General features: G+C 42.4%; 10 protein-coding genes. 7 read left to right on the plus strand and 3 right to left on the minus strand.

The features are described from left to right. Positions 1-235 precede the first annotated feature (235 nt). The 3 genes from FKG96_RS08500 to FKG96_RS08510 all read right to left on the minus strand — a co-directional run bounded on the left by FKG96_RS08500 (position 236) and on the right by FKG96_RS08510 (position 2,491). A complete protein-coding gene (locus tag FKG96_RS08500; RefSeq protein WP_130856420.1) occupies positions 236-943 on the minus strand; it encodes an RluA family pseudouridine synthase in 708 nt (235 codons plus the stop codon). Between the two features lie 74 nt (positions 944-1,017). Next, a complete protein-coding gene (gene floA, locus FKG96_RS08505) occupies positions 1,018-2,004 on the minus strand; it encodes a flotillin-like protein FloA (protein ID WP_013665574.1) in 987 nt (328 codons plus the stop codon). A gap of 148 nt (positions 2,005-2,152) precedes the next feature. Next, positions 2,153-2,491, minus strand: a complete 339-nt coding sequence (locus FKG96_RS08510; protein ID WP_130856421.1) for a hypothetical protein — start codon at positions 2,489-2,491, stop codon at positions 2,153-2,155. 311 nt (positions 2,492-2,802) lie between these two features. Between FKG96_RS08510 and FKG96_RS08515 the strand changes: the two genes are divergently transcribed. The 7 genes from FKG96_RS08515 (at position 2,803) to FKG96_RS08545 (ending at position 16,295) form a co-directional block, all read left to right on the plus strand. Next, positions 2,803-4,371, plus strand: a complete 1,569-nt coding sequence (locus FKG96_RS08515; RefSeq protein WP_246860253.1) for a sodium:solute symporter — start codon at positions 2,803-2,805, stop codon at positions 4,369-4,371. A 390-nt stretch (positions 4,372-4,761) separates the two neighbouring features. Further along, positions 4,762-5,703 (plus strand): dihydrodipicolinate synthase family protein, encoded by a 942-nt coding sequence (locus tag FKG96_RS08520; protein ID WP_149105326.1) that lies wholly within the window; start codon positions 4,762-4,764, stop codon positions 5,701-5,703. 31 nt (positions 5,704-5,734) lie between these two features. After that, positions 5,735-7,297 carry a glycosyl hydrolase family 65 protein gene (locus FKG96_RS08525; RefSeq protein WP_130856423.1) on the plus strand — a complete coding sequence of 521 codons (1,563 nt, stop codon included), beginning with the start codon at positions 5,735-5,737 and terminating at the stop codon, positions 7,295-7,297. Positions 7,298-7,300: 3 nt separating this feature from the next. After that, positions 7,301-8,854 (plus strand): glycoside hydrolase family 28 protein, encoded by a 1,554-nt coding sequence (locus tag FKG96_RS08530; protein ID WP_130856424.1) that lies wholly within the window; start codon positions 7,301-7,303, stop codon positions 8,852-8,854. Then, complete coding sequence (locus FKG96_RS08535; protein WP_130856425.1) at positions 8,851-11,682, plus strand: glycoside hydrolase N-terminal domain-containing protein; 2,832 nt, start codon at positions 8,851-8,853, stop codon at positions 11,680-11,682. The genes FKG96_RS08530 and FKG96_RS08535 overlap by 4 nt, the downstream gene beginning before the upstream one ends. A gap of 122 nt (positions 11,683-11,804) precedes the next feature. Next, complete coding sequence (locus FKG96_RS08540) at positions 11,805-15,341, plus strand: malectin domain-containing carbohydrate-binding protein (RefSeq protein WP_130856426.1); 3,537 nt, start codon at positions 11,805-11,807, stop codon at positions 15,339-15,341. Between the two features lie 282 nt (positions 15,342-15,623). Continuing rightward, complete coding sequence (locus FKG96_RS08545; RefSeq protein WP_130856427.1) at positions 15,624-16,295, plus strand: DUF3826 domain-containing protein; 672 nt, start codon at positions 15,624-15,626, stop codon at positions 16,293-16,295.

Below are 16,295 nucleotides of genomic sequence, written 5' to 3' on the forward strand. Positions count from 1 at the left end.
TGCAAAGTAAAAATTCAAAAGTAAAAATTCAAAAGCCTGCCGGCCCTACAGATAGTACTTCACTACTCCCTATTAACTACTCACTAATTAACTACTTAACGATTCGGGTACTTCGCTGTTCACTAATTCAAAAGTAAAAATTCAAAAGCAAACCTGCCTACGGTAGGCAGGAAGTAAAAAGGCAATTCATCACTCATCACTCATCGCTCATCATTCATAATTCATCACTACTCAACTACTCCCCAAAAACCTCAAAACGTTCCCAAAAGCCATCTCTGGGTAAAGAGGCAAAAATCTTCACCTCTTCCTTTTTCACGGGATGTTCAAAAACAAGCTTTCGGGCATGCAAGCAGATGCTCTTCTTTAAACTTCCACGAGGGTATCCATACTTATTGTCACCCACGATTGGGCAATTTAGTGAAGCTAGTTGAACGCGGATTTGATGAGGGCGGCCTGTAACCGGATTCACCTCAACTAAGTAATAACCATTCAGCTCACCAATCAACTTATAATGCAGTTCCGCCCGGAGGCTTCCCTTTACTTCATGATCATAAGCCTTCGTTACATTTTTACCTGAATTTTTTACAAGCCAGTGAACCAAAGTTCCGGCAGTTTGAGCAGGCCTGTTACGAACTACTGCCCAATAAGTTTTATGCATCTCCCTGCTTTTGAACATCTTATTGATTCGGTCGAGTGCCTTGCTCGTTTTTGCAAATAAAATGACCCCGCTTACCGGGCGATCCAGGCGATGCACTACACCGAGAAATGCGCCGTTTGGCTTATTGTATTTTTTGGCAAGATATTGTTTTACTTTTTCATCCAGCGGTTCATCTCCTGTGTCATCCACTTGTACGATATCACCCGCACGCTTATTAACAGCGATCAGGTGATTATCCTCGTAAAGTATATCGCTATCCGTGATGGGTCGATTTGCATTACTCATATAACATGCAAAGTTAGGAAAACGTTTTAAGTTATACGTTGTATGTTATAAGCGTTTATATACTAGTGGGGATGTTACTTGTTTTTTCCTTTGTTTTCAGCACCGGGTTTAGCAATGGATTCGCGCATATCCGTATCGGCTTGTATATTTTGCATTTTATAATAGTCCATTACCCCTAAATTTCCGCTCCGAAAGGCCTCTGCCATGGCAAGCGGAATCTGTGATTCAGCCTCGATTACTTTCGCACGTGCCTCTTGTGCTTTTGCACGCATTTCCTGCTCGGAAGCTACTGCCATTGCTCTTCTTTCTTCGGCTCTGGCATTAGCAACCTTTAAATCAGCCTCCGCCTGATCGGTTTGCAATTTTGCACCAACGTTTTCTCCAATATCAATATCGGCAATGTCAATGGAAAGGATTTCGAAAGCAGTACCACTGTCTAGGCCCTTTTCCAGCACTGTTTTAGAGATTCTATCAGGGTTCTCCAAAACTTCTTTGTGATTATTAGCGGAACCGATTGTGGTAACAATACCTTCGCCCACTCTTGCTAAAATTGTTTCTTCGCCTGCACCGCCAACCAATTGGTTAATATTTGCACGCACCGTTACACGAGCTTTGGCGACCAGTTGTATCCCATCCTTTGCAACTGCTGCGACAGGAGGTGTATTGATTACACGTGGATTTACCGACAACTGAACGGCGTCAAATACATCCCTACCGGCTAGATCAATAGCTGTTGCTAATTTAAAATCAAGAGGAATATTAGCTTTATCAGCAGATATTAGTGCTTTTATCACATTATTTACATTTCCACCAGCCAAATAATGGGTCTCAATATCATTAGAAGTAATATTTAACCCTGCTTTGGTTGAGGTAATCATGGCATTAACCACTAAAGAAGGTGATACCTTGCGTAGCCGCATAAGTACTAGATTCAGTAGATTGATACGTACTCCCGAAAGTTGTGCCGTAAACCATAAGTTCACCGGTAATATATAAAGGAGCAAAAACAGCGCGATGATAGCTCCTACAATCATGAGTATGGGAGATAAAGACGGATCCATAAGTTTAATAGTTTTGAGGTTAAGCCCTAAAGATAAGGTTTTACACCCTGATTGAGAAATTAATAGCACAATTTTAGTTGTTTGGCTTTCTAAATGCGTCTATTTTAATGGTATTGAAGTTGCTTCCGTGGAATTCGGATAGTAATATTCAATCGAATGTTAAGATTAAAAGAACGATTATTTTTGTCACTTTCTTCCGCAGAAAGTAACCAAAGACTCGTCGCTTGGAACTTTGCTTTAAACGATAGTGCATCAACGTGCAAACCGCAAATTTCCTAGGCGACATTTTCCAAGGCCAACGATCGATGCATTTAACCGGACGTATCATTTCTTCAGCCCTCAATTTAGCACTGTGCGTGGGCAGAATGGCCTTGGAGGATACCGAGGCAACGAGCAGCAAAGCATTTGCACTTCTGTTCATATGGCAATATGCAAGCGGATTGAGGAAGTGAAACGGCTCCAATACGCGCCATGAATGCTTTGCCATCAGGTGCAAGGTAGCCTACATAGCCTTGATTTATTCACGCTTGTTTATTTTTAAAGGTGTTCATGAACTCATCACTACGTTCTTCGGTTTGCTCAACTTTTATCAAGAAAAGTTGAATAAAATAATCGTTCTTTTCTTTATTGCAATTATCTAGAGTTTTCGGAAGAAAAAGCGTTACTTGATAATTTCATATAGAAAAAAGCTAAGAATGTTGAAGAACAAAACGTCAAAAAGCTTCACTTTTGTAACTTGTCCTTACCTTTATGACTTAGTCACTTCGGTGGTGACGAGATGGGTACTAACTAATTACAATGATGCAAAACCTTCCGATTATAGATTTGGTAATCATCGCCTTTTATTTGTTAGCTATGGTATTGGTTGGCGTTTGGTTTTCGAGAAAGAACAAAAATGCTGAACAGTTCACAAAAGCGGCCGGGCTAATTCCCGGTTGGGCGATCGGTTTATCTATATATGCAACTTTTTTAAGTAGTAATACCTTTTTGGGAGTGCCTGGAAAAGCCTTCGGTAGTAATTGGAACTCCTTTGTGTTTAGCCTGTCAATGCCATTGGCTGCTTGGATTGCTGTTAAGTACTTTGTTCCGTTCTATCGCAGCTCGGGAGAAGTATCCGCCTATACGCATTTGGAGCATCGTTTTGGGCCTTGGGCAAGAACTTATGCCGTGGTTTGTTTTCTGCTAACACAACTTGCTCGGATGGGCTCCGTATTTTTTGGCATTGCGCTCAGTTTGCAAGCACTTACGGGCTACTCAATGGAAGCCATTATGTTAGTTACGGGTATTTGTATTATCATCTATACGGTTATGGGTGGGATAGAAGCTGTTATATGGACAGAAGTGGTACAGGGCGTAATTAAAACACTTGGAGCCGTATTGATTATTTATTTGATTGTTTCCAATATGCCAGGGGGAATCCCCAAGATTGTGGAGATTGGCCAAACCAATAGCAAGTTTAGTTTAGGTAGCTTCGCTCCCGATTTTACAAATTCGACATTTTGGGTGGTACTGCTGTATGGTTTTTTTATAAACCTAAATAACTTTGGGATGGACCAAAATTATGTACAGCGTTATCATACGGCATCGTCGCCTCGTGAAGCCAGTAAATCCGTTTGGTTGTGTGTTTGGATCTATCTTCCGGCATCTCTGTTGTTTTTTATTATTGGAGCATGCTTGTTTGCTTATTATGAGATTAATCCAGCGCTAATTGAACCGATAAAATTGCAAGTTGCTGCAGAACGTTTGGGTGCAGCGGCGTCATCCCACGACCTGTCAGCATTGGCTGCCACTTTAACACCGGCAGATTATGGGGATAAAGTAATGCCCCATTTTATGGTAACTAAAATTCCGACGGGGCTGATAGGCCTCATAGTTTCGGCTATTTTATCAGCGGCCATGAGCACGATCAGTTCGGGAATGAATGCTTCGGCGACTGTTTTTTCGGTAGATATTTATCAACGGTATATAAGGAAAGATCAAGATGATAAACAAACCTTACGCTTATTGCACGTGGCTACGGTTGTTTTTGGTCTGCTAGGAATGGGGACTGGAATTATGATGATCGGTGTAAAAAGCATTTTAGACATCTGGTGGCAACTATCGGGAATATTTGCAGGAGGTATGTTGGGCCTCTTTTTATTGGGAATTCTAAATAAGCATGCCGGAAACAGTGACGCGATTTTGGCAACCATTGTAGGCATACTGGTAATTATCTGGACGAGTCTCTCGTATTTAATTCCGGCAGATTATCCTTATCTCAAAAGCACCTTGCACGCTAATATGATCATTGTTGTTGGCACATTGACGATCTATTTGGTAGGGACGTTCGCTGCTTATCTTCGTGGAAAGGAGGGAGTCGTTAATTAGCCAATTAGTTAATTAGCCAATTAGTTAATTAGCCAATTTGATAATGAGAGGCTAGTGCGACCGAAAGCTGATAGCTGATCTCAGAAGGCTTGATAATTAGCCAATGGTTAAAAAGTTGAGTAGGAAAGTAGTTAAGTAGTGATGAATTATAAATGATGAACGATGAATAGCTTATAGCCTACGGCTTAAGGCTTATTGCCTATAGGTTACAGCTTATTGCCTCATACGCTAATATCCTATAATTTACAGCAAACATATTATAAGAAACATCTTTAAAGCGGGAATAACTTTGCTATTGTTCTAACCATTTATTTGCATCTTGTTATGAATGCTGAAGAACTCATATTAAGGTCGCAAATCGGATAGCCAAAAAAGAACTAATCTATAGAAATGAAACAGAAAGAAAAGGGATTTATCCCCGTTATGCTTACGCCTTATCTCGAGAATGGGGAGATAGATTTTGACGGGCTTCGCCAGCTAACGGAATTTTATATATCGGCTGGCGCGTCGGGTCTTTTCGCGAACTGCCAGTCGAGTGAAATGTTTGAACTTTCCGCAGAAGAAAGCTTACGGGTTATTCGGGCGGTGGTAGAACAGGTAGATGAACGCATTCCGGTCGTGGCAGCCAGTTCTGTTAAAGGGAATATTGCTGTCCAAGCAGATTTTGTTCGCCAGGTATATTCGTTAGGCGTAGATGCCGTCATTCTGATAACAGGTTTAATTGCTGCTGAAGACGAAAGCGACGCTGTGTTCGAGGAACGTATATTTGAACTGTTTGAATTAACCGAGAACATTCCATTAGGCTTTTACGAATGCCCTGAACCCTATAAACGTGTCCTTCATCCTGATCAATTGGGGCGCTTTGTTGCTTCCGGAAGGATTATCTATCACAAAGATACTTGTTTGGATATTAAACAAATTCAATCTAAACTGGCTCAGGTTAAAAATCATGACTTCGGCTTATATGACGCTTACATGGTACATGCTGTTGAATCGCTAAAAGCAGGTGCTGCCGGTTTATCCTGTATACAGGGTAATTATTTCCCCGAGTTGATTGTTTGGCTATGTCAGCATTGCAATGATCCTGGTTTTTCAGAACAAATGGCGTCGGTGCAGCAGTTTCTAACCGACAATATGGATGTTATGCATCATGTATATCCTATTGTTGCAAAATATTTTTTACAAAAAAGGGGATTGAATATATCCTTGTATAGTCGGAGAAAAGCTGGAAACTTCGATGCGCAAGTTAAATTGGCAATCGATAAACTATACAAAGATTATACGATATTAGCTAAGCAGCTCGATATCCCTACCGATATTGCTTTGAGCTGAACATAGCGTGATCAAAACGAAAATAATGCGAATGATGATACTGAAACGAAGAGATAGATATACACTGTTATTGCTTTTATTCTGCGTCGGTTTGGGCTTTTCGTCTTTTGGACAAGCCAAACCTTTCGTGTTGACAACGGAAGCTTTAAAACGAGACGTGGCATATTTTAATAGCATTGATAGTGAAGCAGTCGTCAACTTCGTGTCCAATAGCCAATCGTTTGAATGGTTGGCGAAAAATATTCCCCTATTTGAATGTCCTGACTCAGCCATTCAACAAATATATAATTATCGGTGGTGGAGTTTTAGAAAGCACTTAAAGGAAACACCCCATGGCTTCATTTTTACGGAATTTATTGAACCGGTTAAACACGAGGGAAAATATGGTGCGATCAGTTGTGCATTGGGGCATCATATCTATGAGGGAAGGTGGCTAAGAAATCAAGAATATATCAGACAATATATCGATTTCTGGTTGATCAAAGAACCAACATTTAAACCTTCAAAATTTCATTCCTTTAGTAGCTGGTTGAGTGATGCTGTGTATAATTTATACCTGGTGCAACAAAATAAAGAGCAATTGGTGAAATGGCTACCGTTATTGGATAAAGACTATGAACGTTGGGAACGTGAGCGTCAATTGCCCAGCGGACTATTCTGGCAGTATGATGTAAAAGACGGGATGGAAGAATCCGTAAGTGGGGGAAGAAGAGTACAAAATAGGCGACCAAGCATCAATAGCTATATGTTTGGCAATGCGCAAGCCTTATCGAAAATGGGTAAACTGTTCCAAATAGATAGTTTAGTTGATAAATATAATCGCAAAGCAAGTATACTTGAAAAGTTGGTGGTTGACAGCCTTTGGGGCTCCGAAGGTGATTTTTTCCGTACACGTTATCCGGATGGTCAACTTGCCGCACGCGAGGCCATTGGATTTATTCCCTGGTACTTTAACTTGCCCCCCGATCAAGTCGAGTTTGCGAAAGCTTGGCTACAACTTACCGATACTGCAGGTTTCCAGGCGCCTTGGGGTTTAACCACCGCCGAGCGAAGAGAGCCTACTTTTCGTACACGTGGTACCGGACATAGTTGCGAGTGGGACGGCGCCATCTGGCCTTTTGCCACTACCCAGACGCTGAAAGGACTGGCAAATTTGCTCACGAATTATAGAAATCGAGATGGCATAGATCGTAAGCTATTCTATGAAAAGCTGCATCAATATGCGCGCTCGCATCAAAAAAATGGGAAACCATATATTGGCGAGTATCAGGATGAGAAAACCGGATACTGGTTAAAAGGAGATAATCCGCGGAGCACTTTTTATAACCACTCCGGATTTTGTGATTTAGTGATTAATGATCTTATAGGCTTAAAGCCGGGAAGTACGAATCGCCTAAGCATTAAACCACTTGTACCGGATACATGGGATTGGTTCTGTTTGGATAACCTCGTCTATCATGGTCGAACATTAACCGTTTTATGGGATAAAACCGGCAAAAAATATGGCAAAGGCAAAGGACTTATCTTGTTCGTAGATGGCAAACGTGTTGCCTCCGGCAAAAGCCTGGGCGAACTGACCGCTAAAATCAATTAAAAAATGCGCAGCTTATATCTTTTACTTTTTTGTACATTATTTTCTTTCGTTGCACAAGCACAATTGGCGTTGAATGTGTTGGATTTCGGCGCGAAAAACGATAGCTCGGCATTAGCCACTACGGCGATTAAAGAAGCGATTGCAAAAGCCTCACAAGCCGGTGGTGGCACCATTTATTTTCCTCCGGGAACCTATCTTACCGGTCCTATCCACTTAAAAAGCAATATTACCCTTTTCATTGAAGCAGGTGCAGAACTTTGCTTCAGTGATAATTTCGACCATTACCTACCCATGGTGCCAAGCCGGTGGGAGGGAACCATGGTTACCAATTTTTCTCCTTTCATTTACGCGTATGAAGCAGAGAATATCCGCATTACCGGAAGAGGAACGCTTAATGGGAATGGAAAGAAATGGTGGGCTTACTCTGAAGTTCATGTAAAGAACTCGCCCGAATCAAAATGGCAGAAAGAATTTCATAAGTTGAATAAGAATGTACTGCATCCGGATTTACCAGGGTGGGTGGAACGTGGTTTTTTGAGGCCTCCCTTTATCCAACCCATGTATTGTAAAAACGTGCGCATAGATGGTATTACCATCAAAAACTCGCCATTTTGGACGGTCAATCCCGAGTTTTGTGATAACGTAACGATCGATGGAGTTACCATTAATAATCCCCCATCGCCTAACACCGACGGTATTAACCCGGAGTCGTGCAGCAATGTCCATATATCCAACTGCCACATTAGCGTTGGCGATGATTGCATTACGATTAAGTCAGGAAAAGACCGTTCAGGAAGAAAAGAAGCTCGTCCCGCTGAAAATTATACCATCACCAACTGTACCATGCTATCAGGTCACGGAGGTGTTGTCATAGGCAGCGAGATGTCGGGTGACGTAAAAAAGATCGTCATTTCGAATTGTATTTTCGATGGTACGGATCGTGGTATCCGCATAAAAACAGCGCGCGGAAGAGGAGGTGTTGTTGAGGATATCCAAGTAAGTAATATCGTCATGAAAAACATCAAACAGCAAGCCATTGTGCTGGATATGCAGTATGCCAAAACGGATAGGGAGCCGGTCTCCGAACGAACCCCTAGGTTTAGCAATATCCACTTGAGTAACATTACTGCGCAAGGTGAGCAGGCGGGCTATTTAAATGGACTGGAAGAGATGCCTATTGAAAATGTATCGTTCAGCAATATGGTGATGGAAACAAAAACAGGTTTCGATATCCGGGCGTCGAAAGGCATTGTGTTCTCCAATGTATCCGTTAATCCCTCCTCCGGACCGGCAATTGCTGCTACCAATGTTAGCGGTTTACAGATCAATGGGTTGCGGACCGCTGCCGGTTTTAGCGGGAGCGCAACATTGAAATTCAATAATGTAAAACGTGCTTTTATTGCCAATTGTTTGATCATGGAACCCATTAAGACATTTCTCGAAGCGAGCGGTAATGAGACGGAGGCTTTACTCTTGAAGGCGAATGACCTACGTCTTGTTCAAAACCCTTTATATATAAGCGATGCTCCTGAAAACGCCGTCACCCTAGAAAAATGAGCTGGATAAAACTATATCGATTCTTTTGCGTCTTTTGCTTTATTGTGTTCATAAGGGGAAATCTGTATGGACAGGATTTAACACTATGGTATCAGCATCCCGCTAATACCTGGACGGAAGCACTTCCCGTTGGCAACGGAAAATTGGGTGCCATGGTATTTGGGGGGGTACAAGCGGATCGTATTCAATTTAATGAATCCTCGTTATGGACGGGTGGTCCCAGAAACTATAATCAACCCGGCGCAAAGAATTATCTCGGTGAGATTAGAAAGCTATTATCTGAAGGAAAGCAGCAAGCTGCGGAAGAGCTGGCTGGGCGTCATTTCATGGGAACTAAGTCTATTTCCGATCCACCCGAACCTTGGCTAACGGCCGTAAGAGCAATTGAGCAACAGCCTAAAAATCCTTCACAAGAACATTTTGAAGATAAGACATGGAGAGAAATGCGTGTCCCGTCGCGAGACGGCTGGGAAAAGGAAGGTTTTCAGGGACTTGATGGCGCCGTTTGGCTCCGGACTACTTTTAACGTTCCGAAAGAATGGATCGGGCGGGAATTAGTTGTCGACTTGGGGAAAATACGGGATCAGGATTTTACCTATATTAACGGTAAATTGATCGGCACTACTCATGATGCAAATCAAGGAAGGCTATATACCATTCCCAAAGATTTAGTAAAAGCACAAAATCAAATTGCCATCCAGGTGATCAATTACGATGACAAAGGTGGTTTGGTAGGCTATAAAGATCCCAGTCGGAAATTAAGCGTATTTCTAAAGGAAAATACGGCAGATGAATCAGTTTATTTAACGGATACGTGGAAATACTGGATACAAAACGATGAAGCACCTCGGGTAGGAAAATACCAGGAGTCATATCAGCCATTCGGTGATTTGCTGCTGGATTTTGGGTCTCAGGCACCGTTTAGCAATTACAAACGCACACTTGACGTAGAACAAGCGATTTGCAAAACAAGTTACGTACAGAATGGTGTGTCTTTCGAACGAACCTATTTCTCCAGTGCACCCGATGCGTGTTTAGCAATTCACTTAACAGCTGATCGACCTCGGCAAATTAGTTTTGATGCATCCTTAGCGTCTCCCCATAAGACTTATAACGTGGAAAAAGTTGACGATTCCACCATTCGGATTTCGGTTCAGGTTAAACAAGGAGTTCTAAGAGGCGTAGGATTCTTGCATGTAAGGCATGAAGGAGGAGAACTCCATGTCGGAGACGGAAAAATTAAAATATTGGGTGCTAATCAAGCAACCTTATTCCTAACGGCGGCCACAAATTATAAAAGCTATAACGACGTGTCGGGTGATGCTGAGGAGATTGCCAAATCGCAACTAAACAAGGTTAAAAATAAGTCGTACGATGTGATACGACTGGCACATATACAAGACTATCAACAATATTTTACCAAATTTTCATTAAAGTTTGAAGCGGACGAAGCTTCAAACTCGCTCCCTACTGATCAACGGATTGCACAGTTTGTAAAATCGCGTGACCCGAATTTATTGGCCTTATTTGTCCAATATGGAAGGTACTTGTTGATATCCAGTTCGAGATCCGGTGGATTGGCGCCTAATTTGCAAGGCATATGGAACGATTTACTGACACCACCTTGGGGAAGTAAATACACCACCAATATCAATGCGGAAATGAATTATTGGTTAGCGGAGAATACCAATCTTTCTGAGCTGCAAGAGCCCCTTTTTCAAATGATTAAGGAGCTTAGCGTTGTAGGGCAGGAGACGGCAAAAACGTATTATGATGCACCGGGTTGGGTGCTACATCATAATACAGACCTATGGCGAGGAACCGCTCCAATTAATAATCCTAATCACGGAATATGGGTAACTGGCGGAGCATGGCTCTGTCAACATTTATGGGAGCATTTTCTTTATACCCAAGATGAAAGTTTTCTACGTGAGCAAGCTTATCCCATTATGAAAGCTTCGGCTTTGTTTTTTGATCATTTTTTGGTTAGCGATCCAAAAACCGGATGGCTGATTAGTACGCCATCAAATTCTCCGGAACAAGGAGGCTTGGTGGCGGGGCCAACCATGGATCATCAGCTAATCAGGCAATTGTTTAGAAATGTCGCTTCCGCTGCTGTGATTCTTGATATAGATAAGGAATTTGTACAAAGGTTATCGGAAAAAAGCCAAAAAATCGCTCCCAATCAAATAGGAAAACATGGACAGTTGCAAGAGTGGTTGGAAGACATAGATGATCCTGATAATAAGCACCGGCATGTTTCGCATCTTTGGGCGGTGTATCCGGGTAGCGAAATTAACTGGCAAGACAGTCCTAAATTAATGAATGCCGCTAAAAAATCATTGATTTTTAGAGGTGATGGCGGGACAGGGTGGAGTTTGGCATGGAAGATCAACCTTTGGGCCCGTTTTAAAGATGCGGAGCACGCTTATAAAATGGTCAGCCGATTGCTGAGTCCGGAGGAAGCAGGAGGGGGTGTTTATCCTAATCTTTTCGACGCACATCCTCCCTTTCAAATCGATGGCAATTTTGGAGGTGCAGCCGGTGTGGCGGAAATGCTTTTGCAGAGCCACCTCGGCAGCATTGATATTCTTCCAGCATTACCAAAAGCGCTGTACGCAGGTGCTGTTAAAGGAATTCGTGCAAGGGGCGGTTTCGAATTGAGCTATCAATGGCAAAATGGACTATTGACCCATTTGGAAGTGTTCTCGCACGCAGGCGGGAAGTGCTCCCTTCGATATCGAGACAAAGAAATCCAATTTCAAACTGAAAAAGGACAAACATATTATTTGGATAGCAGTCTAAAACTCAATAGAAACTCCAAATGAAGATTTAATTGTTGGTGCAATGTTGGTGAAGACCGTCACAGGCTTAGCGATCTAAGCCTGCCGACGTGTCTCTTTGCAAAGAACCAATGTAGAGTTCGCCAAATCATGAAACGATTTTAACAATGCAAAAGATTAGACTGGGACTTTTCTGGATAGGTATATGCTTTAACTTATATGCGCTTGCGCAAGAGCCGCGTAAGCAGTATGACTTAACGGATAATTGGGTGAGTACCATGCATGAAACCGATTCGTTGGCCTTTAGCGGCTTTGAAAAAGACGGATATAACTCGGTAGATTGGCTTTCTGTGCAGGTGCCACATAATTGGGATACTTATGCCGGTTATCGCCGACTACTTCATGGCAATACACATGGTTATGCTTGGTATAGAAAAAAGTTTCGAGTTGAAAACGAAGGTAAGGATAAGCGTTATTTTCTTTATTTTGAGGGCGTGGGAGCTTACGCAACGGTATGGTTAAATGGTAAGAAAATAGGATATCACGCAGGTGGCCGCACTACCTTTACATTAGACATCACAGACGCAGTGCGATTTGACAAAGATAATATTCTTGCTGTAAGAGCAGACCATCCGGCTGCTATACGGGATTTGCCATGGGTATGTGGTGGCTGCTCGGAAGAACGTGGCTTCTCCGAGGGCTCGCAACCCTTGGGAATCTTTAGACCGGTGCATTTATATGTAACAGATCCCGTTCGCATTGAACCTTTTGGTGTGCATATATGGAATGATACCACCGTTACTTCCAAATACGCGAAGCTGTTTTTAAACACGAGCTTTAAAAATTATGGTGTGGAAGCAAAAAACGCAGTGATTATGCAACAGATAAAAGATCAGGGAGGAAATGTAATTGCAGAAGAGCGTCAACAAAGAACAATTGCCGGTGAGAGCACCGAAGAAATCCGGCAACAACTTGAGCTGAAGAACTTCGTCCGTCTATGGTCGCCCCAAGATCCTTATCTCTATACGATTACCTCACAAATAAGTATCGATGGTAAAGTTGTGGATCAGGTGGAAACACCTTATGGCATTCGCTGGATAAGCTGGCCAATAGATCGAAAAGGAAGTGATAAACGTTTTTTTATTAATGGTAAGCCTTTTTTTATTAATGGAATCGCTGAGTATGAACACATGTTGGGGGGAAGTCATGCTTTCAGCAATGAACAAATAGATGCCCGTGTTAATCAAATCCTAGCGGGGGGCTTCAATGCTTTTCGGGACGCGCACCAACCACATAATCTGCGTTATCAGGAACACTGGGATCGTTTGGGGATACTGAGTTGGACCCAAATGGCGGCACATATTTGGTTTAACAACGATTCATTTAAGGCGAATTTTAAAAAGTTACTCACCGACTGGGTTATCGAGCGGAGAAATAGTCCGTCTGTAATTTTGTGGGGCCTGGAAAACGAAAGTACATTACCGGAAGCCTTTGCTCGGGAATGTACCGAACTGATCCGGAATTTAGACCCTACTACCTCTTCGCAAAGAAAGGTAACTACCTGTAACGGTGGAAGTGGAACGGATTGGGATGTGCCCCAAAATTGGACCGGAACTTATGGTGGTGATCCCGAGGTGTACGACCAAGATTTAAAAAGGCAAATTTTAGTAGGGGAATATGGTGCCTGGCGTACCATCGACTTTCATGCCGAAAAACCGTTTACGAAAACGAGCGCCAATACAGAAGACCGAATGCGTGAGTTAATGGAAACCAAAGTAAGACTTGCCGATAAGGTGAAGGACAGTGTTGCGGGTCATTTCTTTTGGCTATTCAATTCCCACGATAATCCCGGTAGAGTGCAGGGAGGCGAAGGAATCCGAGAGCTAGATCGTATTGGCCCCGTAAACTACAAAGGGCTCTTCACGCCCTGGGATGAACCTACAGATGCTTATTATATGTATCGGGCAAACTTTGTAGATCCGCGAAAGTCGCCGATGGTCTATATTGTTTCGCATACCTGGCCCAATCGTTGGGAAAGTCCCGGAGAAAAAAATGACATCACTGTTTATTCGAATTGTGACGAAGTTGAACTTTTTAATGATGTGAACGGATCGTCACTAGGAAGAAAGAAAAGGGAGGGAATGGGCAAGCCATTTGTGTGGAATAAGGTGCCGATTATGTTTAATGTATTGCATGCAAAGGCTTATGTAAAAGATAAAGTAGTTGCGGAAGATCTCATTGTTTTACAGGGCTTACCGCAAGCGCCCGCCTTTAATCGCTTGTATACAGATGATGAAAAAGTAAAAGACACGAACGGGTACAAATATATTTACCGAGTAAACTGCGGGGGACCAAGGTATGTAGACCAACAAGGACATGTTTGGGAAGCTGACCGCCCATTAACGGCTGATGACAGTTGGGGATCTTCTTCCTGGACCAACGGTTTTGATAATTTGCCTGCAACTTTTGCAAGTCAGCGGCGTACTTTTGACCCCATAAAGGGGACCGGCAATTGGTCGCTTCTGCAAACCTTTCGATACGGGAAAGACAAATTGGGTTTTCAATTTCCCGTGCCGGACGGGGATTACCTAGTGGAACTGTATTTTATCGAACCTTGGTTTGGCACCGGAGGAGGGATGGATTGCAAAGGATGGCGTTTATTCGATATCGCCATCAATGGTGCTATTGTGGATAGCCATGTTGATATATGGAACGAAGTAGGGCATGACCAGGTATTGAAGAGAACGTATGCTGCAAAAGCAAAGAACGGACGCATTGTCATTAACTTTCCAAGGGTAGCAGCTGGTCAGGCGTTGGTTTCAGCTATCGCCATCGCTGCGAAGGAAAAAATAAAAGCAGCTGCACCTTCACCACTTCTTATTCAGCAAGCAAGATTTGATCCTGATTCCGTAGATTTGTCGCCATCAACTTGGCTTGACATCGGAGACGAAGTCTTTTCCGGAAAAACCGACTATTTTACGGTAATTCCGCCAGCGCTATTTGGCGCTACCTGGCTGCGCTTTCCTGCCAATCTGACGGGCCAACAAAAGTCGCTTTCCTTTAATGTATCGAAGGATGCTGACGTATATGTTCTGCTGCCAAAAGATAACCGTAACGTTTACAATAGCTTAGCGGATTATGAAGATACACAAATGAAAATAGCAAGCGGAGGACCTACCCCGTCAATCTGGAAAATCTACCGAAAACGTTTTAAGGAGAATAGCTTTGTGCATCTTTCGTTTGGAAAAAATAATCTGCCATTAGCGCCCGTAATGGTTGTACCGGTAAGTAAGCTCCAATCAGCACATGATCTGAAAACGTCAATAACCTATAAGCCTAGCACCGCAACGCGTTCCCGTGGAACAACAGCTATCCGTTATTTGGAAAAGGAGGCGATCAAACTCCCTGCGAACGGACCCGCTCAGATTGATTGGACGATCAAGACGGGCGTAGCCGATACCTATAGTATCACCTTGAGGTATGCCAACAACCTAAAGCAGCCCATAAAGGGGAAATTGACGCTACGAACGTTAGATGGGAGCCTATTGCACGAAGAAAATACGCTTTTTACCCCTTCACGTGCTGGGAAGTGGAGTTATTCATACAGCAATACCGCTACCATGATCAATGCAGGGCAGTATGTTGTAACGCTGACACTGCCTCAATCGAACGGTTTAGTTATTTCAAATCTTGACATTCAATAACGAGTACATTTTGATGCTTTTATTAAGTCCTTTTTTCCGCAATCGATTCCGGTGATTTTGGATCTCAAGCTATGCTAACATCCTATAATAAGTAGATAATAATCGCTAAAAAATTACACAGGTAAGCGTTGATATTTGCATTACTAACCATAAGGAAATAGTACAAATTATAGATCTGTTCCACAAAATTAACAGTAAAAGGGAGAGTGAATAATTTTTTCCTTGTATAAAAAATGTCATAATAACACTACTGTTTTTTGGACTTTAACCAAATATATTACCATGAATGATTCTAAAAAATGTCTCAGAATATGCTCGGTTATCATGCTGTTCTTGGTGATCCTATTGCCAAAGCTGTATGCTTTTGAACAAGACGACTATACCCAAGTTATTACCAAAAGAGCACAGAAGATTGTTGACAAACTGAATTTAAAGGACGCGAAACGTTTGGCGGTTCGGACGATTATTGTACGGCAATATCGCGATTTAAATACGATTCATACTGAATTGGAACAGAAAGAGCAATCCTATAAGGCAAGTTTAGCGAAAGAAGATGCTAAACTGCAATCAGAGAAAGCTTACGAGATTGCCCAAGCAAAACTAGCCAAACTTCACGGAAAGTACCTGAAGCGTTTGGGGAAGGAGCTCAATGAAGAACAGATTGAGCAGGTAAAAAATGAGATGACCTATAATGTGTTACCGATTACCTATAAAGGCTATCTTGATATGCTTCCCAGTTTAACGGAAACGCAAAAAGCACAGATTCTCAGCTATCTTACCGAAGCAAGGGAAAAGGCAATGGATGCAGGTTCATCAGAAGCCAAGCATGCTTGGTTTGGTAAATACAAGGGGAAAATCAATAACTATTTATCAAAGGAAGGCGTGGAGACCAAGATTGCCAGACAAGTATGGGAGAAAAAACTAAAAGAAAAACAACAGAGCCAACGAAATTAG

The sequence above is a fragment of the Olivibacter sp. LS-1 genome (genome assembly GCF_008245145.1).
GTDB lineage: Bacteria > Bacteroidota > Bacteroidia > Sphingobacteriales > Sphingobacteriaceae > Olivibacter > Olivibacter oleidegradans.